This is a genomic window from Streptomyces monomycini (assembly GCF_022271435.1).
GTDB classification, from domain to species: Bacteria; Actinomycetota; Actinomycetes; order Streptomycetales; family Streptomycetaceae; genus Streptomyces; species Streptomyces monomycini.
In genome coordinates, this window is sequence record NZ_JAFIQY010000015.1 from 116,518 (window position 1) to 140,573 (window position 24,056).

The 24,056-nt window shown below is 72.5% G+C and carries 22 protein-coding genes; 2 read left to right on the forward strand and 20 right to left on the reverse strand.

Going from position 1 to position 24,056, the window contains the following annotated elements; all coding sequences use genetic code 11:
* Positions 1-160: 160 nt before the first annotated feature.
* Positions 161-826 (forward strand): class I SAM-dependent methyltransferase, encoded by a 666-nt coding sequence (locus tag JXZ78_RS19120; protein ID WP_030024071.1) that lies wholly within the window; start codon positions 161-163, stop codon positions 824-826.
* Positions 827-829: 3 nt separating this feature from the next.
* Here JXZ78_RS19120 and JXZ78_RS19125 read toward each other — a convergent pair whose 3' ends face one another.
* The 11 genes from JXZ78_RS19125 to JXZ78_RS19175 form a co-directional block, all read right to left on the reverse strand.
* Entirely contained in the window at positions 830-1,999 is a 1,170-nt protein-coding gene (locus JXZ78_RS19125) for a trypsin-like serine peptidase (RefSeq protein ID WP_030024069.1), read from the reverse strand.
* Positions 2,000-2,167: 168 nt separating this feature from the next.
* Positions 2,168-2,866, reverse strand: coding sequence for a response regulator (locus tag JXZ78_RS19130; protein ID WP_030024067.1), 699 nt, complete (start codon positions 2,864-2,866; stop codon positions 2,168-2,170).
* 59 nt (positions 2,867-2,925) lie between these two features.
* A complete protein-coding gene (locus tag JXZ78_RS19135; RefSeq protein WP_030024065.1) occupies positions 2,926-3,408 on the reverse strand; it encodes a hypothetical protein in 483 nt (160 codons plus the stop codon).
* Between the two features lie 133 nt (positions 3,409-3,541).
* Entirely contained in the window at positions 3,542-5,212 is a 1,671-nt protein-coding gene (locus tag JXZ78_RS19140; RefSeq protein WP_030024064.1) for a sensor histidine kinase, read from the reverse strand.
* 112 nt (positions 5,213-5,324) lie between these two features.
* Positions 5,325-6,311 (reverse strand): ABC transporter substrate-binding protein, encoded by a 987-nt coding sequence (locus tag JXZ78_RS19145; protein ID WP_030024063.1) that lies wholly within the window; start codon positions 6,309-6,311, stop codon positions 5,325-5,327.
* A gap of 2 nt (positions 6,312-6,313) precedes the next feature.
* On the reverse strand, positions 6,314-8,305 hold the full coding sequence (locus JXZ78_RS19150; RefSeq protein ID WP_030024062.1) for an ABC transporter permease: 1,992 nt from the start codon (positions 8,303-8,305) through the stop codon (positions 6,314-6,316).
* Positions 8,302-8,556: a hypothetical protein gene (locus JXZ78_RS19155; protein WP_030024061.1), complete on the reverse strand. Its 255-nt coding sequence runs from the start codon at positions 8,554-8,556 to the stop codon at positions 8,302-8,304. Before JXZ78_RS19155 ends, JXZ78_RS19150 begins: the two co-directional genes overlap by 4 nt.
* Positions 8,556-9,689 carry a quaternary amine ABC transporter ATP-binding protein gene (locus JXZ78_RS19160; protein ID WP_030024060.1) on the reverse strand — a complete coding sequence of 378 codons (1,134 nt, stop codon included), beginning with the start codon at positions 9,687-9,689 and terminating at the stop codon, positions 8,556-8,558. The genes JXZ78_RS19155 and JXZ78_RS19160 overlap by 1 nt, the downstream gene beginning before the upstream one ends.
* Entirely contained in the window at positions 9,689-11,230 is a 1,542-nt protein-coding gene (locus JXZ78_RS19165; protein WP_030024058.1) for a GMC family oxidoreductase, read from the reverse strand. The genes JXZ78_RS19160 and JXZ78_RS19165 overlap by 1 nt, the downstream gene beginning before the upstream one ends.
* Before the next feature lie 58 nt (positions 11,231-11,288).
* A complete protein-coding gene (locus tag JXZ78_RS19170) occupies positions 11,289-12,797 on the reverse strand; it encodes an aldehyde dehydrogenase family protein (RefSeq protein ID WP_030024057.1) in 1,509 nt (502 codons plus the stop codon).
* Between the two features lie 340 nt (positions 12,798-13,137).
* A complete protein-coding gene (locus JXZ78_RS19175; RefSeq protein ID WP_030024056.1) occupies positions 13,138-14,106 on the reverse strand; it encodes an AraC family transcriptional regulator in 969 nt (322 codons plus the stop codon).
* A gap of 140 nt (positions 14,107-14,246) precedes the next feature.
* Here JXZ78_RS19175 and JXZ78_RS19180 point away from each other — a divergent pair, with 140 nt between their 5' ends.
* Entirely contained in the window at positions 14,247-14,753 is a 507-nt protein-coding gene (locus JXZ78_RS19180; protein WP_030024054.1) for an anthrone oxygenase family protein, read from the forward strand.
* Here JXZ78_RS19180 and JXZ78_RS19185 read toward each other — a convergent pair.
* The 9 genes from JXZ78_RS19185 to JXZ78_RS19225 all read right to left on the reverse strand — a co-directional run bounded on the left by JXZ78_RS19185 (position 14,720) and on the right by JXZ78_RS19225 (position 24,043).
* A complete protein-coding gene (locus tag JXZ78_RS19185) occupies positions 14,720-15,259 on the reverse strand; it encodes a hypothetical protein (RefSeq protein ID WP_030024052.1) in 540 nt (179 codons plus the stop codon). The genes JXZ78_RS19180 and JXZ78_RS19185 overlap by 34 nt on opposite strands.
* Positions 15,259-15,504 carry a helix-turn-helix transcriptional regulator gene (locus JXZ78_RS19190; protein WP_003983188.1) on the reverse strand — a complete coding sequence of 82 codons (246 nt, stop codon included), beginning with the start codon at positions 15,502-15,504 and terminating at the stop codon, positions 15,259-15,261. Before JXZ78_RS19190 ends, JXZ78_RS19185 begins: the two co-directional genes overlap by 1 nt.
* Positions 15,505-15,559: 55 nt before the next feature.
* Entirely contained in the window at positions 15,560-16,516 is a 957-nt protein-coding gene (locus JXZ78_RS19195; protein ID WP_030024049.1) for a serine/threonine kinase C-terminal domain-containing protein, read from the reverse strand.
* Between the two features lie 2 nt (positions 16,517-16,518).
* Complete coding sequence (locus JXZ78_RS19200) at positions 16,519-16,896, reverse strand: hypothetical protein (protein ID WP_030024048.1); 378 nt, start codon at positions 16,894-16,896, stop codon at positions 16,519-16,521.
* A gap of 102 nt (positions 16,897-16,998) precedes the next feature.
* Complete coding sequence (locus JXZ78_RS19205) at positions 16,999-18,897, reverse strand: AbeC-like domain-containing protein (protein ID WP_238783225.1); 1,899 nt, start codon at positions 18,895-18,897, stop codon at positions 16,999-17,001.
* A 226-nt stretch (positions 18,898-19,123) separates the two neighbouring features.
* A complete protein-coding gene (locus JXZ78_RS19210) occupies positions 19,124-20,113 on the reverse strand; it encodes a malate dehydrogenase (protein ID WP_030024558.1) in 990 nt (329 codons plus the stop codon).
* Positions 20,114-20,530: 417 nt separating this feature from the next.
* Positions 20,531-21,994 carry a helix-turn-helix domain-containing protein gene (locus JXZ78_RS19215; protein WP_050503028.1) on the reverse strand — a complete coding sequence of 488 codons (1,464 nt, stop codon included), beginning with the start codon at positions 21,992-21,994 and terminating at the stop codon, positions 20,531-20,533.
* Between the two features lie 296 nt (positions 21,995-22,290).
* Entirely contained in the window at positions 22,291-23,511 is a 1,221-nt protein-coding gene (locus JXZ78_RS19220) for an NADP-dependent isocitrate dehydrogenase (protein WP_030024560.1), read from the reverse strand.
* A 103-nt stretch (positions 23,512-23,614) separates the two neighbouring features.
* The gene (locus JXZ78_RS19225) at positions 23,615-24,043 is read right to left on the reverse strand and encodes a DUF3017 domain-containing protein (protein WP_030024561.1); all 429 of its coding nucleotides are present in this window, start codon (positions 24,041-24,043) and stop codon (positions 23,615-23,617) included.
* Positions 24,044-24,056: the final 13 nt, after the last annotated feature.

Sequence of the window (24,056 nt, forward strand, 5' to 3'; positions counted from 1 at the left end):
GGGGGGGTCTTATGCCACGTGCGCGCCCCCCCACCCGGTGGGCGGTCACCCCCGGCGGGTCCCCGCCCGACGGCTGCTCGGGTGACTCCGAGGTGAACCGCCCCCAGGAGCAGGACGGACCGGTACGGTGCCTGGTCCCGTCGTTCTCCCGAGGAGCCGTATGTCACGTGCGCCACAGACTCCGGCCGAATACTGGGACGCGTACAAGCCGTACCGGGGCGGTGGGGCTCAGCCGCGGCCTGACGTCGGCCGGTTCGAGTGGACGCAGTATGCCGGGCACGGCCCCGGCGCCGAGCTGCTGGGCTCGCCGGGCCGGGCTCTGGACCTCGGGCCGGCCGAAGGCCGGGAAGCCGCCTGTCTGGCCGGACGCGGCGTGCGGGTGACCGGCGTGGATCTCTCCGCCGTCCAGACTGCCCGTGCCCGCGCCTGGTGGCAGGGCCTGCCGGGCCTGGACTTCGTACGCAGTGAGGCGTGCTCCTACCTCGCCGGGACCACGGAGACGTACGACGCGATCTACTCGGTGTGGGGAGCGGTCTGGTTCACCGACCCCGGCCGGCTCCTCCCGCTGGTCGCCGCCCGGCTGGCTCCCGGTGGCGTGTTCGCGTTCTCCCAGGCCGAGCCGGCACCGGGCGCGTACGGCCCGCAGGCCATGCGGGGCAAGTGGCTGGAAGGCCGCGAGCGGGAGCTGACCGTCACGCGCTGGCAGTACCCGCCCGAGACCTGGGCCGGCCACCTCAAGCGGGCCGGTTTCGCCCATGTGGACGCGCGCGTCCTGCCGGCACCGGACGGGGAGCGGCCGGGCACCCTGTTGGTCGTTGCCCGCTGAGCCTTACGCGAACTTCCGGCTGATCCCGTCGAAGACCCGCTTCGCCTCCGCGCCCAAGTGCGGCCCGGCCAGCCACGTGTGGTTCAGGGAGCCGATGGAGCTGTTGGAGACCAGGTAGGTGCGGCCGCCGTAGTTCGTGAACCAGCCGCCGCCCGACGTGCCGCCGGTCATCGTGCAGCCGATGCGGTACATCGCCGGGGTGCCCTGGGCGATCGTGAGACGGCCGGGGCGGGCGGGGCAGTTCATCATGCGGGCGCCGTCGTACGGGGGCGCGGCCGGGTAGCCGAACGCCTGGAGGCCGCTGATGCGGTCCGCCGAGGGCGCGCCGAACCATACCGGCAGCGCGGCGCCGACGGTTTCCTGGAGCGACTTGCCGCCGCCCCCTTCCGGCTTGACGTGCAGGACGGCGAAGTCGTACGCGGAGCCCGCGTTGCCGGACTCGGTGCTGCCCATGTCGATCCACTCACCGGACGTGGTGACCCAGTTCGCCCACCACACCCCGTACGGCGCGACCTCCTGCGCCGGGGCCCGGCCGACCTGGCTCATGGGCAGGCCCTCGTCGTTGTAGGACGGCACGAAGACGATGTTGCGCATCCAGCCGCCGCTCTTGCCGGTGTGCACGCAGTGCCCCGCGGTCCACACCAGGTTCGACCTGCCGGGGTGTGCCGGGTCCTCCACGACCGTGCCGGAGCAGACCATCGGGCCCTGCGGGCTGTCGAACATGATCTTGCCTATGGGCGCCATGTGCTGGTGGTACGGCCGGGCCACCTGCCGGGCCTGGACCGGGCGCGGTTCCGGGTCGCTGGCGCCGGCGTCACCGGCGTTCTGGGTGGTGACGTCGGGCGTGTTCCTGGCCTCGGCCATCCGGGACGGGTTCCACAGGTCCTTGATGACGGGGTTGGCGAACTCGGACGCCTTGCGGGCCCACTGGTCCCAGTCCTTCCAGCCCCCCTTCTGCCACTTCTTGACGTCGTCGAGGCTGGTGGGCAGCCCGCTCGGCAAGTCGGAACCGCCCGCGTCCGCACCTGCCTCGCCGCCGCCCTGGTGATCCGCGGCCGCCGAACTCCCGGGTGCGGCCGCGGTCTTGTCGTCCTGCGGGCCGCAGGCGGTCGCGGTGGCGAACAGTGCGACCGCTGCTGCGGCGGCCGCTGCGGTACGGCGTATGACAGGCATGGAGCGTGTTCCCTCTGGTTGTACGTCCGGTGAGGTGTCATGTCGTCGACATGCCCCCGGCCGGGGGGGGGCTTCTACTATGCCTGGGCTCCACGCGGGGGCGGCGACGAGAGGTTGCGCTGCACCGCAAGTTTTTTACGGACCCTGACCTGGGGTTCGGACGCCGTCTCAGCCCGCCAGGCCCGCCTGATGTGCCAGCAGCGCCGCCTGTACACGGCTCTGCGTGCCGGTCTTGTCGAGGATGCGCCCTACGTGTGTCTTGACGGTGCCCAGCCCGATCTCCAGGCGGCTGCCGATGTCCAGATTCGACAGGCCCTGGCCGAGCATCGCCAGTACCTCCCGTTCCCGGTCGGTCAGCGCGGCGAGCCGCTGGTCGGTGCCGCCCGCGCCGTCGGGGGCGCCGGTCCGGCCGCCGCCCTGGAGCATCCGCTTGACGACATGGCCGGTCACGCCGGGCGAGAGCACCGCGTCGCCGGCCGCCGCGGCCCGTACGGCGCTGATCAGTTCCTGCGGGCCCTCGTCCTTGAGCAGGAAGCCGCTGGCTCCGGCCCGGAGGGCGCGGGTGACGTTCTCCTCGTCGCCGAAGGTGGTGAGCATGACGACCTGCGGCTTGGGGTCGAGCCGTACCAGTTGCTCGATGGCGGCGAGGCCGTCGAGGACGGGCATCCGGATGTCGACGAGCGCGACGTCGACCGGGGTGCGGGCGGCCAGTTCGACCGCCTCGGCGCCGTTGGCGGCCTCCGCGACGACGTCGATGTCCTCGGCGTGCTTGAGGATGAGACGGACACCGTGCCGGATCATCTCCTCGTCGTCGGCGAGGAGGACTCGTACGGGCTGTGCGGCACGCGCGCCGGGGAGATCGCTCATGCGCCCAGGCTAGCGGGGCACCCGCGCGGGGCCGGGCCTTCGGCGGTCGGTGCGCTCGCTCACTCAGGGTCCATGGACACTCCGAAGCTGAATTCCCCGCCCGGCTCCTCGCGCAGTGAACCGGGAACTCCGCCTACTCCGGCCAGCAGGGCTTCGGCCATGCCTCGGGTCAGTCGCGTGTCCGGTCGCGGCACGGGACCCGGGGAGGGCTGATCGCTCTGGGCGGCCCGCCCGCCGCCCCAGTTCCTGAACCGGGGCAGGGTGACGCCGCCGGTGCCCGGTCCCATGAAGGCCGCCGTGTCCGCGGCGACGACCACCCGGGCCCACGTCTTGCCGCGCTCGGGGACGTACTCGCTGAAGACGGTCAGCCGCACCAGGCCGTTGCCGTCGTCCATGCCCCAGGGCAGGGTCCACTCCAGCGCCCCCGGCACCGGGTCCATCCAGGTACCGGCGCTCCGTTCGCGCCGGTGCACGTCCCGGCACACCTCCAGCACCGGCTCCAGGTACCGGATCACGTACGCGTGCCAGACTTCCACGGCCATGTCGCTCCCCTCGGCGGCCCGGCGGGCGAGAGCGGCGGCCGGCGGCCGCCTGCCTGTGCCTGGCCGAACGGTAGCCCGCACAGCCCGGCCACGGCAGTCGGACCGGAAGATCAGCGGGTCAGGGACCGGAAGATCAGCGAACGGACGGCACCCAGAACCTGTCGATGTCGGTCAGCACATCGCCACGGAAGCAGTACCGCGTCAGTTCCAGGCGTCCGCCCAGGGCCTCCTCGCCGGTGTACGGGAAGATGCAGTCGGTGCCGCCGGGCCGGCGCGGCTCGTGGCCCGCGGCGGCGGCGCGGGCGAGGTCGTTGTCGTAGATGTAGGCGGACTCGACGTCCTGCCGGCCCATGCCGACGTGGATGCTGTCCGGGGAGAGCGGTTCCTTGACCGGCCGGGAGCTCTGCACCAGGCCCAGCCCGAACACCAGCATCGCCCCCACCCCCACGAGTCCGAGGACGCCGGTCGCCAGGCCGGGCAGGTGGCGCAGGATGCCGGGCAGGGCGCCGGACTGGTGGTGCTCCTCGGCGGCGAGGGAGGAGGGGAAGGTTTCCGGGTGTGTGGCGGACGCCGAGGGCGAGGCGGGGTGCGCGGGGACCGTCGCCTCGACCAGGAAGCCGCCGACGCCGGTCGGTCCGGTGCGCAGTTCGCCGCCGAGCAGACCGACCCGTTCGCGCAGACCGGTCAGTCCGCGGCCGGTGCCGAGGCCGGTGGTGGCCTCGGGGGGTGCCGGGGGCGCGCCGTTGCGGACGGTGACCCGTACGTGGTCGTCGGTGTGCTCCACGGTCAGTTCGACGGTCGCGCCGGTCGCGTAGCGGTGGACGTTGGTCAGCGACTCGCGGACGACGCGGTGCACCGCGCGCCGTACCCGCGGTTCCAGGGCGTCGAGGTCGGAGCCCTGCCAGCGGACGGTGACGGCGATGCCCGCGGCGCGGGACTCCTCGGCCAGCGCGTCGATGTCCGCGCGGGTGCCGGTGGCGTCGGTGAGGGCCTCGGTGCCGGTGTCGCGGCCGAGAGGGCCGAGGACGCCGAGGACCGCGCGCAGTTCGTTCATGGCGTCCCGGGTGGCGGCGCGGACCTGTGCGGCCTCGTCCTTCAGCTCGGGCGCCTTGGTGGCGAGGGCCATCTCCAGGCCGCCGCTGTGCAGCGAGATCAGGCTGAGGCGGTGGCCGACCAGGTCGTGCATCTCGGCCGCTATCCGGGAGCGCTCCTCGACGCGGGACGCGCTGTCGATCAGCCGCCGGGCCTCCTCCGCGGCGGCGGCACGTTCCCGCAGGGCGACGACCAGGCGGTCCTGCTGGCCGCGTGAGCTGCCGACCAGGCCGGGGACGAGGATGCCGACGCCGCCGACGACCAGGCCCAGGGCGAAGCCGTAGCGCCAGCTCCCGTACCCGGTGCAGACCGTGCCGACGATGGCGGTGAGCACCGGGATCATGGTGGCGGTGAACAGGACGACGGTACGGCGGCGGGGGCCGTCGACGCGGCGGATCGCGTCGAAGGCGACGAGGGCGGTGAGCATCCCGCCGATCGGCAGGACGCCCGCCACCGCGGCGAGGACCAGCAGGCAGGTGACGGGGATGCGCCTGCGGAAGGGCAGCAGCGCCGCCGCCCCGGCGCACAGGGCCAGTTCCCCTTCGAACGGCAGCAGCCCGAAGAAGCCCATCTCGCCGGCTCCCCCGGCGCCCAGGGCGGCCAGGTAGACGAACGCCGTGCCGGCCTCCAGCAGGACGGTCAGGCGGCGCCGCTTGCGCCGTCGCGGCGGGGCGGCCTCGTACGGCCGGGGCGTCGGCGACGTGAAGGGCATGGTCTCGATTATCCGTACGACGCGGGCGGAATCGCTGGACCCTGAGAAGGAGGAAGGGCCGGGCGGGTCTGTCCGAAGACAGACCCGCCCGGCCCCGGCAGGCTCCCCGTGGCTACTTCTCGGGCAGCCACTTCTTCCAGATGTCCGGGTGCTGGTCCACCCACCGCTTGCCCGCCTCGTCGGCGGACAGGCCGTCGGAGGCGATCATCTCGGAGACCTCGTTCTGGTTTTCCTTCGTCCACTTGAAGTTCTTCAGGAAGGCCGCGGCCTCGGAGCCGCCCTGGGCGAATTCCGTGTTGAAGAACTTCTGGAGCGGTGTCGTCGGATAGGCGCAGTCGATGCTCGACGGGTCCTTCGCGCCCTTTTCCGCGCAGGCGTCGGTGTACTCGGGGAGTTTGACCTCCACCATCGGCACCTGGTTGAACAGCCACTGCGGCTCGTACCAGTACGTGAGGAACGGCTTCTTCTGCTTGGCGAACTGCTGGATCTGGGTGATCTGCGCCGCCTCGGAACCCGCGAAGACGACCTCGAAGTCCAGCTTGAGGTTCTTCACCAGCGCCTTGTCGTTGGTGACGTAGGACGGCGAGCCGTCCATCAGCTGGCCCTTGCTGCCGCTCTCGGAGGTGCGCAGCTGGTCGGCGTACTTGTTCAGGTTCTTCCAGTCGGTCACGTCCGGGTGCTGGTCGGCCCAGTACTTGGGGACCCACCACCCGATGTGGCCGGTGACGCCGTTGCCGCCGCCCGCCGTGATCGTCTTCTTGTCCTTGATGTACCGCTGCTCCTGGTCCGGGTGGCCCCAGTCCTCCAGGATGGCGTCCACCCGGCCCTGGCTGAGCGCGTCCCAGGCGGGGATCTCGTCCACCTGGACCGTGTCGACGTGGTAGTCCAGCTCGTGTTCGAGCAGGTACTTGGCGACCGCGACGTTGGCCTGCGCGCCGACCCAGGTCTGCGTGGACAGCGTCACGGACTTCGAGCCGCCCGGCGCCTGGAAGGGCGAGCCCTGCTTGGTCATGTCGGCCTTGCCGCAGCCGGAGAGGGCGAACAGCGTCGCCCCCGCCAGCCCGGCGGCTCCCAGTACGCGTATACGGGTACGGGCCATGGTTACGCTCCCTTCCCCGTCGTACGGCGCTGCGTCGGCTGCGTGACCCGGTCGAGCATCAGGCCGAGGCAGACGATGGCCACGCCCGCGACCAGGCCGAGGGCCAGGTCGCCGGTCGCCAGGCCGGTGACGACGTCGTAGCCGAGCGCGCCACCGCCCACCAGGCCGCCGATGATGACGACGGCGAGGACGAGGACGACGCCCTGGTTGACGGCCAGCAGCAGCGCGGGCCGGGCCAGCGGGAGCTGTACCTGCCGCAGGGTCTGCCAGCGGGTGGCGCCGAGCGAGCGGGCGGACTCCATGGCGGCCGGGTCGACCTGCCGCAGGCCCTGGGTGGTGATGCGGATGACCGCGGGCAGCGCGTACACGACGGCGGCGGCAGCGGCCGGGGCGCGGCCCACGGCGAACAGCGCGACCACCGGGATCAGGTACACGAACTGCGGCATGGTCTGCATGACGTCCAGCACCGGCCGCAGGATCGCCTCCAGGCGCTTGCTGCCCGCGGCGAGGATGCCGACGGCGAAGCCCAGCACCAGGGTCACCGCGAGGGCGGCGAGGACCTGGGAGAGGGTGTTCATGGACGGCTTCCAGACGCCGAGGACGCCGATGGCGGCCATCGCGAGCGTCGCGGTCAGCGCGGTGCGCCAGGTGCCGATCACCCAGGCCAGCGCGGCGACGATGAGCAGCGCGCCCCACCAGGGCAGCGCGGTCAGGCCGTCGCGCAGCGGGTCCAGGACCCAGGAGGTGAAGTGCGCGGCCCAGTCGGCGGTGCCGCCGACGACGGGGACTCCGGAGTAGAGGTGGTCGACCATCCACTCCTTGAAGTCGTTGACCGGGCGGGCGATGGCCACCGTCCAGCCGGACGGCCAGACGGTCGAGCCCGCCAGCCGGCCCGCGGCGGTGACCAGCGCGGTGAGGACGGCGATACCGGCCCAGGCGCGCCAGCCGCGCAGCAGCTCCGGGCCGCGGGCGGCCGGGTCGGCGCCCATCCGCTCGCCGGCGGCGGCGGTCGTGCGGTCCATGACGATGGCCAGCAGCACGATCGGTACGGCGGCGGCGAGCGCGGCGCCGACGTCCACCGAGGCGAGGGCCTGGTAGACGCGGTCACCGAGACCGGCCGCGCCGATCATGGAGGCGATGACGGCCATGGACAGCGCCATCATGATCGTCTGGTTGAGGCCGAGCAGCAGTTCCTTGCGGGCCAGCGGCAGGCGGGCGGTCAGCAGCCGCTGCCGGCCGGTCGCGCCGAGCGAGGCGACGGCCTCCAGGACGCCCGGGTCGGCGCCGCGCAGGCCGAGCGCGGTCAGCCGGGCCATCGGCGGGGCCGCGTAGACGACGGTGGCCAGCAGTGCGGCGGGCACACCGATGCCGAAGATCAGCACGACGGGCAGCAGATACGCGAAGGCCGGCAGCACCTGCATGGTGTCCAGCACCGGCCGCAGGATCTTGAACAGCCGCTCCGAGAGGCCGCCCGCCAGGCCCAGCAGCGCGCCCACGGCGACCGAGGCGATGACCGCCACGATCATCAGGGCGAGGGTCTGCATGGTCGGCAGCCACATGTCCAGGGCGCCGCTGACGGCGAAGGAGATCAGCGCGGTCGCGGCGATGCGGACGCCCGCGACGCGCCAGGCGACGAGGGTGACGCCCGCGGTGACGCCGGTCCAGCCGAGCAGCAGCAGGAGCTGGTAGACGGCGCGTACGGAGATGACGACGGCGTTGCTGAGGTGGCCGAGGAAGTACACGAACAGCGGGTGGCTGTCGCGGTTGTCGATGATCCAGTCGCTCGTGCGGCCGAGCGGGCCGGTCAGGTCGACGGTCAGGTCGCTCGGCCAGGTGCCGCTGGACCACTTGGCGTGGGCGAGCGGTACGAGGACCGCCGCGGCGACGGCGAGCACGAGGATCTTGCGGAGACCGCGGCTCTGGAGGGCGGTCTGGAGGGCGCCCGGCTGGTCGGGCACGGTGGCGGAGCTTGCGGTGGGGGTGGCGGCCGTCATGCGCGCCCCCGCTTCACCGTGCCGGCCGGCATCTGCATCGCCGCGGCGCGCTGGGCCTCGTGCCAGCGGCGCTGTACGGCGGTGCGGAACCGGTCCGCCAGGGAGTGGACTTCAGGGACGTGCCGGGCCCGGTCCCGGGTCGGCGGCTGGAGCGTCCGCACCTGGGCGGGAGCGACCCGTACGGGCCGCCGGGTCGGTGGCCAGCCGGCCGCTATCGCGGCGGCGTCGGCGGTACTGGAATGCGCGGACATCAGGCAGCCACCTCGCCGGCGTCTATGCGGGCGACGATGTTCAGCAGGCAGGTGCTGTCCACGATGCCCAGGCAGCGCTTGCCGTCCATCACGCGCGCCGCGCCGCCGGAGCGGGCGACGGCCTCGATGGCGTCGGCGACCAGGGTGTCCGGCGCGAGCGCCGCTCCGGTCTCCGTCTCGCCGCCCTCGGCCGGGCGCATGGCGCGCCGTACGGTCAGCACCTGCTCGCGCGGTACGTCCTGGACGAAGTCGCGCACGTACTCGTCGGCCGGGGAGCCCACGATCTCCTCGGGCGTACCGAGTTGAACGATTTTCCCGTCGCGCATCAGGGCGATCCGGTCGCCGATGCGCAGCGCCTCGGCGAGGTCGTGCGTGATGAAGACCATCGTGCGGCCCTCGTCCTCGTGCAGCCGGACGACCTCTTCCTGCATGTCCCGCCGGATCAGCGGGTCGAGCGCGCTGAACGGCTCGTCGAACAGCAGGACTTCGGGGTCCACGGCGAGCGCGCGGGCGAGCCCGACGCGCTGCTGCTGGCCGCCGGACAGCTGCCCGGGGCGGCGGTTCTCCAGCCCCGCGAGACCGACCTTCTCCACCATCTCGGCGGCGCGCTCGCGGCGTTCGGCCCGCGGCACGCCCTGGATCTCCAGGCCGTACGCGACGTTGTCGATGACCGAGCGGTGCGGCAGCAGGCCGAAGTGCTGGAAGACCATCGCGGCGCGGCGGCGGCGCAGTTCGCGCAGCTTGGTCTTGTCCATGGCGCGGACGTCCTCGCCGTCCATGTCCAGGCCGCCGCTGGTCGGCTCGATGAGCCGGGTCAGACAGCGCACCAGGGTGGACTTGCCGGAGCCCGACAGGCCCATGACGACGAAGACCTCGCCCTTGTGGACGTCGAAGCTGACGTCGCGGACGGCGGCCGTGCAGCCGGTCCGCTCGCGGAGTTCCTGCGCGGACAGACCGGTCAGCTCGTCGTCCTCCGGGATGCGCTCGGCCTTGGGGCCGAAGACCTTCCACAGGTTACGGACGGAGAACACGACGTCCCGGGGGTCCGGGGAGTCCCGGACGTCCTTGGCCGTCAGGTTGTCGGCGGCCTCGCGGGGCTGGGGTATACCGGCTTCGGGGGCGGCGGCGGCCATCACGCACCACCTCCCTGGGTCGGGGAATCAACCAGCAGCTCAGCTGCCTTCTCCCCCACCATCAGCACGCCGATCATCGGGTTGACGGCGGGCATCGTCGGGAAGACCGACGCGTCGGCGATCCGGATGTTGGACAGCCCGCGGATCTTCAGCTCGGGGTCGACGACCGCCGTCGTGTCGTCCTTGGCGCCCATCTTGCAGGTGCCCGCGGGGTGGTAGACGGTGTGCGCGGCCTTGCGGACCAGCTCGCTGATCTCCGCGTCGTCGGTCACCTCGGGGCCGGGGAAGACCTCGCGCTTGAGCCACTTCTTGAACGGCTCGGCCTCGGCGACCTCACGGGCCAGCTTGATGCCGTCCACGAGGGTCCTGCCGTCGTAGTCGTCCTCGTCCATGAAGTACTTGAAGTCCAGCGCCGGCTTGACCTCGGGGTCCTTGGACGTCAGGTAGAGGCGGCCGCGCGAGCGGGACTTGGGGATGTTCGGCGTCATCGACACACCGTGCTCCGGGCGCTCGTAGCCCAGCCGCTCCGGGTTGTCGGTGAACGGGATCTGGTAGAAGTGGAACATCAGGTCCGGGCCCTTGTGGTCCGGGTCCCGCTTCACGAACAGGCCCGCGTCGGAGTCCATCGCGGAGTTGTCCGGCAGCGGCCCGTTGGTCTCCCAGACGATCACCGACTCCGGGTGGTCGATCAGGTTCTCGCCGACGCCCGGCAGATCGACCTCGCAGTCGATGCCCAGCGCCTCCAGGTCCTTCTTCGGCCCGATGCCCGAGTGCATCAGCAGGCGCGGGGTGTCCACCGCGCCGGCGCACACCAGCACCTCGCGCGCGGCCTCGACGTAGACCTCCTCGCCGTCCTTGGTACGGACGTGGACGCCCTTGGCGGTGGTGCCGTCCAGCTCCAGCTTGGTCGCCCAGGTCTCCAGCATCAGTGTGAGGTTGGGGCGGTCACCGGCCTCCATGTGCGGGTGCAGGTAGGCGACCGAGGCGGAGGACCGCTTGTTGTTCTCCGGGTGGTACGACAGGTCGAAGAACCCGACGCCCTCCTCGAACGGCTGGTCGTTGAAGCCGACGACCTCGGGCACGCCCAGCGCGCTCTTGGTGGCCTCGATCCAGTCGGTGGCGATCTGGTTCTGGTCCTTCTTCGCCACCCGCACGATGTTGTTGCGCAGCTTGCCGAAGTAGGGGTCCATGTCCTTGGCGCCCCAGCCGGTGGCGCCCGCCGCCTCCCACTCGTCCCAGTCGGACGGCAGCGGCTTGAAGGAGATCAGGGTGTTGTGCGACGAGCAGCCGCCCAGCACCTTGGCGCGGCTGTGCAGGATGTGCGAGTTGCCGCGGGGCTGTTCGGTGGTGGTGTATTCGTAGTCCAGCTCGCCGCCGAGCAGGCCCAGCCACTTGCGCAGCGTCAGCACGTCCTCGCGGTCGATGTCGGACGGGCCGCCTTCGATGACGGCGACGCTGATGTCGGGGTCCTCGGTGAGCCGGGAGGCGATCACCGATCCGGCGGTGCCACCGCCGACGATCACATAGTCGTACACGGGCATGAGGTGGTGCTCCTTCTGCAAAGTTCGTGCGTGCGTGGTGCGGTGAACAGACGGGGCCTCAGCCCGCGAACCAGCGGACCGGTTCCGGCCGGAGGTTCTCGTAAACGTGCTTGCTCTCGCGGTACTCGTCCAGACCGGCGGGGCCCAGTTCCCGGCCGATGCCGGACTTGCCGAAGCCGCCCCACTCGGCCTGCGGGAGGTACGGGTGGAAGTCGTTGATCCAGATGGTGCCGTGCCGCAGGCGGGCGGCGACCCGGCGCGCGCGGGCGGTGTCGGCCGACCAGACGGCGCCGGCCAGACCGTACTCGGTGTCGTTGGCCAGCGCGACGGCCTCGTCCTCGGTCGTGAACGTCTCCACGGTCAGGATCGGGCCGAAGGTCTCCTCGCGGATCACCTTCATGCCGCGGTGGCAGCCGTCCAGGACGGTCGGGCTGTAGAAGTAGCCGGTGGCCGGACGGACGTCACTGGCCTCGGGGCGGCGTCCGCCGCACCGCAGCTGGGCGCCCTCCTGAAGGGCGGAGGCCACGTACGCCTCGACCTTCTCCAGTTGCTGCTGCGAGACGAGCGGACCGCACTCGACGCCCTCTTCGGTGCCGCGGCCCAGCTTGATCTTCTCGGCGCGGCGGGCCAGTTCGGCGACGAAACGGTCCCGCACCGACTCCTCGATGATCAGGCGGGCACCGGCCGAGCAGACCTGGCCGCTGTGCGCGAACGCGGCGTTCAGCGCCTGGTCGACGGCGGTGTCGAAACCTTCGTCGGTGGCGCAGGAGTCGGCGAAGACGACGTTCGGGTTCTTGCCGCCCAGCTCCAGCGCGATCTTCTTCGCGCCCGCGACCGCCGCCGACCCCGCCTTCGTGCCGCTGGCCAGCCCGCCCGTGAAGGAGAACAGATCCACGTCCGGGTGCTCGGCCAGCCGCTGGCCGACCGGCAGGCCCGCGCCGGTGACGATGTTGGCGACCCCGGCCGGCAGCCCCGCCTCGACCAGCAGCTTGATCAGGTACACCGTCGTGAGCGGCGTGACCTCACTCGGCTTGATCACAAACGTGTTGCCCGCGGCGAGCGCCGGGGCGATCTTCCAACTCGCCTGGAGCAGCGGGTAGTTCCAGGGCGTGATCATCGCGCAGACACCGACCGGCTCGTGCACGACGACACTGTGCACGTCCGGGCTCCCGGCGTCCACCACACGCCCGCCGCTCTCGTTGATCACCAGGTCCGCAAAGTAACGGAACGCGTTGGTGACGTCGTCCACGTCGACCCGGCCCTCTTCGAGGGTCTTGCCGGTGTCCCGGCTCTCGATGAGGGCGATCTCCTCACGGTCCCGCTGGAGCAGGTCCGCGACCCGCCGCAGCAGCCCGGCCCGCTCCGCGACGAGGGTACGGGGCCACTCGCCCGCGCCGTTGTCGAAGGCGCGGCGCGCCGCCTCGACCGCCGCGTCGGCGTCCTCGGCGCCACCCTCGGCGACGACTTCGAGCGTCTTCGCATCGGCGGGGTCCAGAATCTCCCGAGTGGCGCCGGATACGGCGGAGCGCCACACCCCGTCTACGTGAATCGTCTCGCTTGCCGACACGTCTGTTCTGCCTTTCGACTTCCGGTTTGTTGCCACTGGTTCACACCAGCAACGAGGACCCCTCCCCGGAACCCCTTTACCTATGCCGAAACGTTCGAGGAAAGTGACCCGACTCACTCTTCCGGCCCCCGGAATGCAGGTTTGCGGGGGCTGATCCGGGTCACCGGTCGGTCTTTACGGGCCACTGTCCGGAATGCCCGGTGCGCCGTTCGGCCTGGGCCGGGTGTCCCTGTACGACCCTTCGCAGAGTCAACTCGTACACAAGTACGACTGGCCCGAACGGCCGCCCGCACAGCGGCGGGGTGCCGCATACGACGGTCTGACGCGGCGGGCTGCTGTGTCAGACCCCGTGCGGGCCACCCAGCCGATGATCCCGAGGACTGACCCCCCGCACCCGCTTGAACGCGGCGCTCAAGGCGAACGGGCTGCCGTAACCGACCTTGCGGGCGACCGCGCCGAGTGTGGCGTCCGGTTCGCGCAGGAGGTCGGCGGCGAGGGTCAGGCGCAAGCCGGTCAGGTACGTCATCGGGGGCTCGCCCACCAGCTCGGTGAAGCGGCGGCCCAGGGCCGCGCGGGAGACGCCGCTCGCCGCCGCCAGGTCCGCGACGGTCCATGGCCGCGCCGGGTCGTCATGCAGCAGCCGCAGCGCACGGCTCACCACGGGGTCGCCGTACGGATCGTGCCCGCCGCCCGGCGCCGCCGCCTCCGGCCTGGCGAACCACGCTCGCAGGGCGGCCGTCAGCAGCAGGTCCAGCAGCCGGTCGAGGACGGCTTCCTGGCCCGGCGCGTCCCTGCCGATCTCCGCTTCCAGGAGCGGCACGAGTGGGGAGTTCCAGGCGTCGGCGGGCAGCCGTACCAGCGGCGGCAGCGCGCGCAGCAGTCGCTGGTTGACCTCGCCGCGCATCTGGTACGTACCGCTGAGCAGGACCACCGGTCCGTCGGGGCGGTCACCCCAGGTCCGTACGCCGAGGTCCATCGCCTCGCACAGCGCCTCGCCCCGGGGAGTGGCCGACACCTGGCCGGGGTGGACGACGACGCGCGGCGGCGTGGCGGGGTCGTCGGCGACGGTGTACGGATCCGGGCCGCGCAGGACCGCCACATCGCCGGGCAGCAGCCGGACCGGGCCCGTACCGCCCGCGGCCTCCGGGCCTCCGTCGGGGACCACCCACGCGTCGCCCCGCACCACCGACATCAGGGTCAGCGGCGCCTCGTCCTGGATGCGCAGCGACCAGGGCGGGGCGAGAACCGAGCGCATGAGGAAGGCGCCGCGGGCGCGCGGCCCGTCCAGCAGGCCGGTCAGGGCGTCCATGGCGTGAGCGTAGCGGGACGGCTGGACGGACGGACATGCGAGCGAGCCGTCCGGCCATGGCCCGGGCCGGGCGCGCGGCCGTTGACTGGGCGGGAGAGCGCCGGAGCCGCCGGACACCGTGACCAGAGGACCGCCCGCCCATGTACGACACGATCCGTACCGCCACACTGTTCGCCGCCACCGTGACCACGGGCCTGATCGCGGGCCTCTTCTTCGCGTTCTCCGTGGCCGTGATGCCGGGCCTGCGACAGGCCGATGACGCGACGTTCGTCACCGTGATGCAGCGGATCAACTCCGCCATCCTGAACGGCTGGTTCGGCCTCGCCTTCGCCGGCGCGCCCCTCCTCATAGCCGCCGCCGTCACCCTCCACCTGCACGCCGGCGCCCGCCCTTTCCTCCCCTGGCTGGCGGCCGCGCTCGTCCTCTACGCGGCGATGCTCGTCATCACGTTCGCCGTCAACATCCCCTTGAACAACGCCCTCGACTCCGCGCACGCACCGGGCGGGCTCTCCGCGCTGCGCGCCCACTTCGAGGACAGGTGGGCCCGGTGGAACCTTGTCCGCACCCTCGCCACGACGGCGGCGCTGGTCTGCCTGATCCGCGCGGTGCCGGGCTACTCGTCCGTCTCGTCGGCCGGTTCGTCCTGAGCCGTCATGCCGGCCACCCACAGCGGCATCAGCCAGTGCACGACGAACGCCGAGATCAGCACGGGGAGAACCGCCCCGCCGACCGTCAGCCCGCCGAGTTCGCCGACCACGATGCCACCCGCCACGCCGCACCCCAGTACGTACGTGGTCAGGCGGTTGGCCTTGGCGCGCACCCGGTCGCGCTCGGCCAGTTGGCGTTCGTCCAGGACGTGGGTCCGCAGGTCGAGGAGGCCGCGGAGGGCCGCGTTGAGCACGCCGGTGGCCAGGCACCAGGGAAGGACGAGAACCGGCACCGTGAGGACGATCCAGGGAGTGGCGGTCGCGAACCCGGTGAATTCGGCGGCCAGGATCACCCCGGTGAGCAGCACATGAACGGCGACAGCCGCGCGCCGCCGCCCGGTCGTCGCGTACATCGCCGAGGCTTCACGGCGATTCATGATGGCGTACATGCGCTCGTCGTAGCGCGTACGTGCCCGGCGCGGCGTGGGGGTGGTACCGGTGGTCATCACTGCTTCCTCCCGTAAACCTCGTCCGTGAGCGGGCGGAACGGCCGGAGTGAGAACAGCGCCTCCACCGGCAGTTCGAAGAACTCGGCCATCCGCAGGGCGAGGTCCAGGCTCGGGTTGTACTGCCCGCGCTCGATGTAGCCGATGGTCTGGTAGTGGGCACCGACCGCGTCGGCCAGCGCCTGCCGGGACACCTTGCGCTCGGCGCGCACCATCGCCAGCCTGTTGTGCACCTGCTCACTCATGTATAAGAAATACTACATTGCTGAGCAGGGCCACAACAGGCTGGGCGGTCCAAGGTCAGGAAGCGCGAGGATCGAAGAACTTCAGCGCCGTCTGCTGGATACGGCTCTGGGCCGGCCAGTCCGCGTCCGGGCCCAGGACCAGGACGGCGAACTGGCGGCCGTCGGGGACGGTGAAGGCGCGGTCGGTGACGCGGGCGCGGACGCCGAGTTTCTCGCTGTCGTAGGCGTAGACGAGTTCGACGGTGCCGGAGCTGACGCCGACGTCCTTGGCTGGGCCCAGGCTCATCTCGACGTATCCCGGCTTGTCGGCGAGGCTCTGAGAGGTGGTTTCGAGGGCTTGGAGGGGGGTGATGTCGGGCTCGGTGACCTCGAAGATCTGGAGGAGGTACCGCTCGTCGGGGGCAGTGTAGAAGACGCCGTCCGAGCGCTGGCTGCGCTGCCAGTTCTCCGGTACGGCCAGGGAGAAGCCGGCGCTGTCCCGGGCCAGGCGGTAGCCGGGCGGGACCGCACCCGAAGACGGACCGGACGAACCGGACGAGCTGCCCGCCCCCGGGCCGTCCGTGGCGGAGCCGGTCGGCGCGCCGGGCGGGGCGGTCGCCCCGTTCGGGCCCGTCGACGAGACCGCGGTCCCGGGATCGGTACGTACGGTGGTGTCGTCGCCGCCCCACAGCAGATAGCCGCCGCCGAACCCCACGGCGACCACGGCGGCCGCCGCGCCGACGACGAGCGGCGTCGGCCAGGTGCGCGGGCGGGTGGCGGACAGGCCCGTGCCGGGCGCCGCCGCCGGGTCGTGGCCCGGCGGGCGGGGCGGCGGGTAGGCGGGGAGGTGCGGCGCGTCGGCCGTGTCGTCGGTGAAGAAGCCCGCTTCCGGTGCGGACGCGGGGCCGGGTACGAATCCGGGCTTGGGCGGCGGCGGGCCCGTGTACGGCGCGGGAGCCGGACCGCCGGTGTCCCAGCGCTGTTCCTCGTCGTTCCAGCGCACCCCGCCCGTGCCGCCCCCCTGCTCGCCCATGCTCAGCCTCCCAGCAGTGCGGCCACGGCCTGACCTACGGCGGCGCCCGACGCCAGCATGCCGGTGACCGCGCCCGCGTCGGCCAGCGCCGTGCGCAGCCGGTCCAGGCGGCCGGGTGCGGTGCGGCCGGTGGTCTCGATCTCTTCCTGCGCGTCGGCCAGTTCGGCGGTCAGCAGGGTGACCTGCGGGGTTTCGACGACCCTGGCCAGGTCTTCGCGCAACTGGCGTACGGCGGCGAGGAGTTCTTCGTGCGCGGGGTCGGTACCGGGACGGTCCGAGGTGTTCTCGTTGTGGGTGACCGTGTTGTGGTCGCCGATGGCGAAGGCGCCGTGCACCTCGCCGATGTGGATGCCGCGGTTGCGTTCGTCAGCCGTTGCCATGTCTGCCTCCCCGTTCGTCCGCTGCGTTCGTCCGCCGTGGTGCCGTGTACGCCGGCCGTGGCCACGATTGTGCCTCGCCCCGGGCGGGCCCGTACCGGCGGTTCACCGGCCCGCGTCCCCGGGCCCGGCGGGCCCGCCGGCAGCTCTGGGGGCTCCGCCTGCTCCCGCGCCCGCCGCCCCGCCGAGCCCTCCACTGCTGGTGATCGTGTTGTGGTCGCCGATGCCGATGGCGCCCTGCGCCGACTCGATGAACACCCCGCCGTTGGTGACGTTGACGACCCGCTGCTCGAACTCGTAGGTCTGCCAGCCCGCTTCGTACAGCGCGCTCCGCACGCCGCCCGCCACCCGGTCCTGGATGCTCTTCAGGTAGCGGGTGACGTCCATCTCCTGGAAGAGCGAGGCGTCCCCGTCGGAGCCCAGTTCGCGCACCGAGGCCGCCGGGCCGTCCGACAGCGCGCCGCCGTGCCCGCCGGTGAGCAGGCTCCAGGCGGACACGAAGCCGCGCCACAGGCTCGTCACCGCGCGCCCGGCGGAGCGCGGGGTCTGCGCGAGGGCCCACACCGCCTTGCCGAACGGGTTGTTGCCGCGGTGGCGGTGGGCGATCCGGTCGGCCTCGCGGTACAGCGCGCGCACCGGCCACAGTACGTGCGGGGCAACCTCCAGCATGAGCATGCCGCCCTGCGTGTGGACCCGTACGAAGACCGTGGTGACGATGCCTTCGCCCCAGCCGCCGACCCGGACACGCAGGAAGTGCCGCCGGGTCTCGCCGCCCTCCTCCACCGCGCGGGCCCGGTGCGCGGCGAAGCCGTCGGGGCCGTACGGAGCGGCGTCACGGGACGGCAGCCCGGCCACCGGCAGGAAGACGCACTCGTCGATCTCCAGCTCGCGCAGCCGGTCCCGCACCGCGGCGGCGGCCCGCGGCGAACCGTGCGCCGAGGGCTCGCGGAGCGCCGCCACCAGCGGGATGACCCGCTGGAGGACGGTGTCGTTGTCCAGCGGCACCGGCCCGCCGGCGCCCCCGGCCGGGTCCGGCGCCGCGTCCTTGCGGGGCCGCAGTTCCACCGACAGCGACCAGGTCTCGTACGGGGTGCCCGCGCCGCAGAACGGGCCGGCGGCGCGGTACATGACCAGCGGGCCGTGCTGCTCGGTACGGATGCGGTGGCGCAGCCGGTGGAAGCGCGCGCCCTCGGCCCGTTCGGCGGGGTCGGCGGCCACGTCCGGGAACCGGTCCCTGGACAGCTCGGTGGTCAAAACCTTGGCGATGTGGCTCTGCTGGGCGCCGACGGCCCAGGCCAGGACGAAGGGGAGCGCGAGGGCGACCCAGACGTGGAGGTGCTGCGCCGCGTACAGGTGCAGCCCGAAGAGGCCGGTCGGCTGGAACAGCAGCAGCGGGTCGACGGGCAGGTTGGCGATGCCGCCGGAGTAGGCGCTCGCCGATGCGCCGGAGCCCCCGAAGGCCATGGTCAGCAGGGCCACGGCCGCCAGTACCAGGCTGAGCCGCCCGTACCAGCGCAGCAGCCAGCCCACGAACCGCCGGTACCAGGGCGGGTGCGCGGCGCGGCCCCGTGCGAAGGAGGCCAGCGAGAGCAGCAGCACCGGCAGCAGGTAGAGCAGGGTCAGGCCGGAGGAGAGCGGGACGGACACGATCCACAGCAGCAGGACGGCGGCGGCCCAGGCCAGTTCCATGCGGCGGGCGCGCAGCGCGTGGGCCAGCACGCGGGCCGCGTCGAAGCCCGGTGACGGGGCCGCGACGCGCTCTTCGTGGACGTACAGCTCGTCGATCACCGCGTCGCGGTAGGCGGGGTCGAGGTAGGTGCCGGCGCACAGCAGCCGGGTGGCCTCGCTGGCGCCGGGGGGCCGGGGGTCCGGGGCGTGCGGGGGGTCCGGGGCGTGCGGGCCGCTCTGTGAGCCGGAGTGCGAGCCGGTTGGCGAGCCGGAGTGCGAGCCCGACTGCGGTCCGGGCTGCGAGCCCGACTGCTGCGGCGCGTGCGGATGCGTCACCTGGTTCCCCCCGGGTGGCAACAGCCCGTACGGACGGGCGGGTTGCGTGTCATGAACGCCGCAGCATAAAGGAGGCCGGTGAGCCGTGCCAGGCGCTTGCCCGGAAGATCACACCAAGGTGTGACACCGGGGGCGGACAGGAACGCCGGAGCCCGTACGGAACCCCGAAGGGTTCCGTACGGGCTCCGGTCGTGCGGGCGCGTCGGAGGGCGCCGCCCTCAGCAGGTCAGAGCAGACCGAGACCGCGCACGGCCTCGCGCTCCTCCGACAGCTCCTGGACGGACGCGTCGATGCGCTCGCGCGAGAAGTCGTTGATCTCCAGGCCCTGGACGATCTCGTACTTGCCGTCCTTGGTGGTGACCGGGAAGGAGGAGATCAGGCCCTCCGGGACGCCGTAGGAGCCGTCCGAGGGGATGCCCATGGAGGTCCAGTCGCCGGCCGCGGTGCCGTTGACCCAGGTGTGCACGTGGTCGATGGCGGCGTTGGCCGCGGAGGCGGCCGAGGACGCGCCCCGGGCCTCGATGATCGCGGCGCCGCGCTTGGCGACGGTCGGGATGAAGGTGTCGGCCAGCCACGCCTGGTCGCCGACGGCCTCGGCGGCGTTCTTGCCGGCGATCTCGGCGTGGAAGATGTCCGGGTACTGGGTCGCGGAGTGGTTGCCCCAGATCGTCAGCTTCTTGATGTCCGAGACCTGCGCGCCGGTCTTCTGCGCCAGCTGCGAGATGGCGCGGTTGTGGTCCAGGCGGGTCATCGCGGTGAAGCGCTCGGCCGGTACGTCCGGGGCGGCGGCCTGGGCGATCAGGGCGTTGGTGTTGGCGGGGTTGCCGACGACCAGGACCTTGATGTCGTCCGCGGCGTGGTCGTTGATGGCCTTGCCCTGCGGCTTGAAGATGCCGCCGTTGGCCTCCAGCAGGTCGCCGCGCTCCATGCCCTTGGTACGGGGGCGGGCGCCGACGAGGAGGGCCACGTTCGCGCCCTCGAAGGCCACGTTCGGGTCGTCGGAGATGTCGATGCCGCGCAGCAGCGGGAAGGCGCAGTCGTCGAGCTCCATGGCGGTGCCCTCGGCGGCCTTCAGCCCCTGGGGGATCTCCAGGAGGCGCAGCTTGACCGGCACGTCCGCGCCGAGCAGGTGACCGGAGGCGATGCGGAAGAGGAGGGCGTAACCGATCTGGCCGGCCGCGCCGGTGACGGTGACATTGACGGGAGTGCGGGTCATGGCGATCTCCTGCGCGCTGTTTTCTGGGGGCCGAGCCCCCGTGCCGCGTAGGTGGCGGTGGGAACCCCTGCCCATGTACCGAGATCTCTTGGTGTCGAGAGACCCGGCCGCCAGGCTATCGGACCGCCGCGGCGCACCGCCCCCGGGCCGGTGTGGAACGCCTCACCGGCCGGCCAGCGGGCCCCCGCGGATGCGGGGCGGGCGGCCGTCCGCTCAAGGAGGGGGGAGCGCGGACGGCCGCCCGGTGATGCCGCACCCGTGGGGGGTCATTGATGCCCCTGCCCCGGATCCGCGCGGGCAATCCCCCTCATCGCGGATCTTCTCGCTACGGGTGGTATGCGGCGTACATCCTGGTACGTACCGACTGTTGGCGGCGTCCCGATCGGCTACGACGGCCCGCCGCCGCCCCGGGGCGCCTCACCCGGTGGCCTGCCCCGTACCCGTACCCGTACCCGATCCCGAACTTGATCCCGACCCGGTTCCCGCTCCCGAACCCGACCCCGCCGGCACCGGCTTCGCGCAGCCCTTCCCGCCCGCCGTGGTCGTCCCGCACGCGGTGACCTTGGCCGGGTCCCCGGACACCGGGACCATCGCGGTGTACGCGTCGCCGTCCTGCCCGGCGGCGGCCTTCTCGGTCCGGCCCGCCGAACTGATCGACGCCTCGTCGCCCGGCGCGGCCCCGGTGATACGGGCCCAGGCGGCGCCGCACACCTTGCTGTAGCGCACCTCTATCAGGGAGCTTCCGGCGAATCCGCGCGACGGACTGGTGGCGTTCCGGCCGCCGCACCCCATCGCCTCGGGGTCCTTGCCCGCGCAGTCCGCCCCGGCACACTTCACGCCCGCCGGCAGCACCGGCTTCTTGCTGGGGGACGCCGACGGCGCGGGCGTGGCCTGCTTGCCTTCCTCGCCGCCGCCGATGTCGAGCAGCAGCACCGCGGCGGCGATCACCAGCAGCGCACCGACGACGCCCGCCAGGAACATGGTCACGCGCCGGCGCCGGAGCTGCCGGTCGGTGTCGTCCGGAGGGCCCGCGGGCGGCACTGACCCCGCCGGGTGACGCGCCACTTCAGGACCCGTCGTGCGGCCGCCGGTGCCCTGCCGCGGCACGTCGTACGGAGATGCCTCGTGGCGGGGCGGCGGAGGCACGGGGGCGGCGTCCGGGTCGGCGGTCAGGCGGGGCCAGGCCATCCGGTCCGGCCGGTCCGGCCGCTCGGTGTCGCCGGAGTCCTTCGCGACCGGCTTCAGCGGCGTCGTGCCCGGTGACGCGGGCGGTGCGGCCGGGGAGGCAGGCGGCGCAAGCGGGGAAGTGGGCGACGCGGCCGGGGAGGCGGGCGGTGCGGCCGGGGACGCTGCCATGCCGGGGAAGTCCGCGGCGGACGGCAGTTCGTCGCCGCGCTGCGGCGGCGCGGCGGGCGTCGGCGCCTGCCCGGACCCTCCGCCCTGCTCTTCGCCCTTCGCCCCGCCCTCGGCGTCCCGGTCCTTGGCCTTGGTCTTGGCCTTCTCCTTGATACGGGACTTGGCCGGCTTGCCCGGCGCCGGCCCGAACTCCCCCAGCGCGGCACGCGCCTGGGCCACCCGGATCGCCTCCATGGTGACGTCGTGCCGCATCTCCGAGCGGCTCCATGCGCGTTCGGCCAGTTCCCACAGGGTGGTGAGGTGACCGGTGTGCGTGCCGGTCGCCTCGGCCAGCGCGATCACGGCGCGCTGCGGCGGCAACAGCCGTCCGTTGAGGTAGCGCTCCCACGAGGTCTTGCTGTACCCGGTGCGGTCCGCGACCGCGGCGACACTCAGGCCGCTGCGCTCCACGAGTCCGCGCAGTTGCCCGGCGAACTCCTTGACCTGCGGGTCGAGTTCTTCCGGTAGCGCCCTCCAGCGAGGCATTGCCTCCCCCTAACCCCCCGTGTGCGCCTGGTTGCGCCTGTCGAGTGCTCTGGTGTTCCACTCCTTCGCCGGGGCGCGACCCCCGCGGCCCGCCCGGCCGTCACTCAAAGAGATGCTCAGAGCCAGGATGCCAGTTCCCTTCTCCCGGGCGCACGGGAGCGTTCGGGTACCGGACACGCGGACGTGCGCGCCCGTACACTTCCGCCCTCCCCGCTCCGGCCGCGCCGTGCACGTCCCCGCCCGCCCGGCCGCCGCCCGCCTCCAGGACCCCGCCGGGCCCAGGCCCTCAGGGCGCCTCAGCTGTCGGCCATCGCCTTCTGCAACCCGATGTCGAGCGCGTCCAGGAACTCCTCCGTGGTCAGGTACGGCTGGTTCGCCGAGACGAGCAGCGCCAGGTCCTTGGTCATGCGGCCGCCCTCGACCGTCTCCACGCAGACCCGCTCCAAGGTCCGGGCGAACCGGACGACTTCGGGGGTCTGGTCCAGTGCGCCGCGGTGGGCCAGGCCGCGGGTCCACGCGAAGACCGAGGCGATCGGGTTGGTGGAGGTGGACTTGCCCTGCTGGTGGCGGCGGTAGTGCCGGGTCACCGTGCCGTGGGCGGCCTCGGTCTGCACGGTCCGGCCGTCGGCGGACATCAGGACCGAGGTCATCAGGCCGGGTGCGCCGAACCCCTGGGCCACCACGGCGGACTGGACGTCACCGTCGTAGTTCTTGCAGGCCCAGACGTAACCGCCCGGCCACTTGAGCGCCGCGGCGGCCATGGTGTCGATCAGCCGGTGTTCGTAGGTCAGGCCGCGGGCGTCGAATTCGGCCTTGAACTCGGCGTCGAACACCGCTTGGAAGAGTTCCCTGAACCGGCCGTCGTACTTCTTGAGGACGGTGTTCTTGGTGGACAGGTACACCGGGTACGAGCGGGCCAGGCCGTAACGGAAGGCGGCGCGCGCGAAGTCGCGGACCGACGCGTCGTGGTTGTACATGGCGAGTGCGACGCCCGGCCCGGGGAAGTCGTGGACCTCCAGCTCGACCGGGTCGCCGCCGTCCCGGGGCGTGTAGGTCAGGGTGAGGGTGCCGGGGCCCGGGATCCTGAGGTCGGTGGCGCGGTACTGGTCGCCGAAGGCGTGCCGGCCGACGACGACGGGCTCGGTCCAGCCCGGTACGGGCCGCGGCAGGTTCGCCATGATGATCGGCTCGCGGAAGAGGGCCCCGCCGAGGACATCGCGGAGGGTGGCGCCGGGCGAGCGGTACATCGCCTTCAGCCCGTACTCCTCGACCCGCGCCTCGTCCGGGGTGATGGTGGCGCACTTGACGCCGACGCCGTACCGCTCGATCGCGTGCGCGGCGTCCACGGTGACCTGGTCACCGGTGGCGTCGCGGTGCTCGATGCCGAGATCGAAGTACTCCAGGCCGACGTCGAGGTGGGGCAGGACCAGCCGGTCCCTGATGGACGACCAGATGACGCGGGTCATCTCGTCGCCGTCCAGCTCGACGACGGGCCGGGCAACCTTGATCTTGGCCATGAAGCGCCAAGCTACCCGGCGGCGGACGCCGCGGCCGCCCCTGAGGGGCGGCGCGCGGGCGGACGTCACGCGAATGGCGTGCGGGAGCCGGTGCGGCCCCGGCTCACCACACCGTGAGGTGCACCAGGTCGTCCAGGAACGAGATCTTCAGCCACGGCTTGGGCTGCGCCATCAGGGCCAGCAGGACGATGGCCAGGCCCAGCCCGCCGTACGTCGCCATGTCCGTGAAGCGGGACCGTACGGCCAGCATGCCCACCTTCGGCAGCACCCGCCGCAGCACCGCTCCGCCCAGCAGGGACAGGCCGATCAGGAGCGTGCCGATACGGAAGCCGTCGAGGGCGACGATGAACAGCCCGAGGGCCACCCCGCCCATGACGGCCAGCAGCGGCCACTGCCGGGCGGGCGGGGCGGCGCTGCCGGGCGCGGTACGGGCGCCGCCCTCCGGCCGTGCGGTGTCGGTGGTGATCCGCGGGAAGCGGCGCGAGGGCCGCTGCGGCTCGGAGGCGCCTTCCGCGTGCGCTTCGGCACTCATGGGTGGCTGTCCC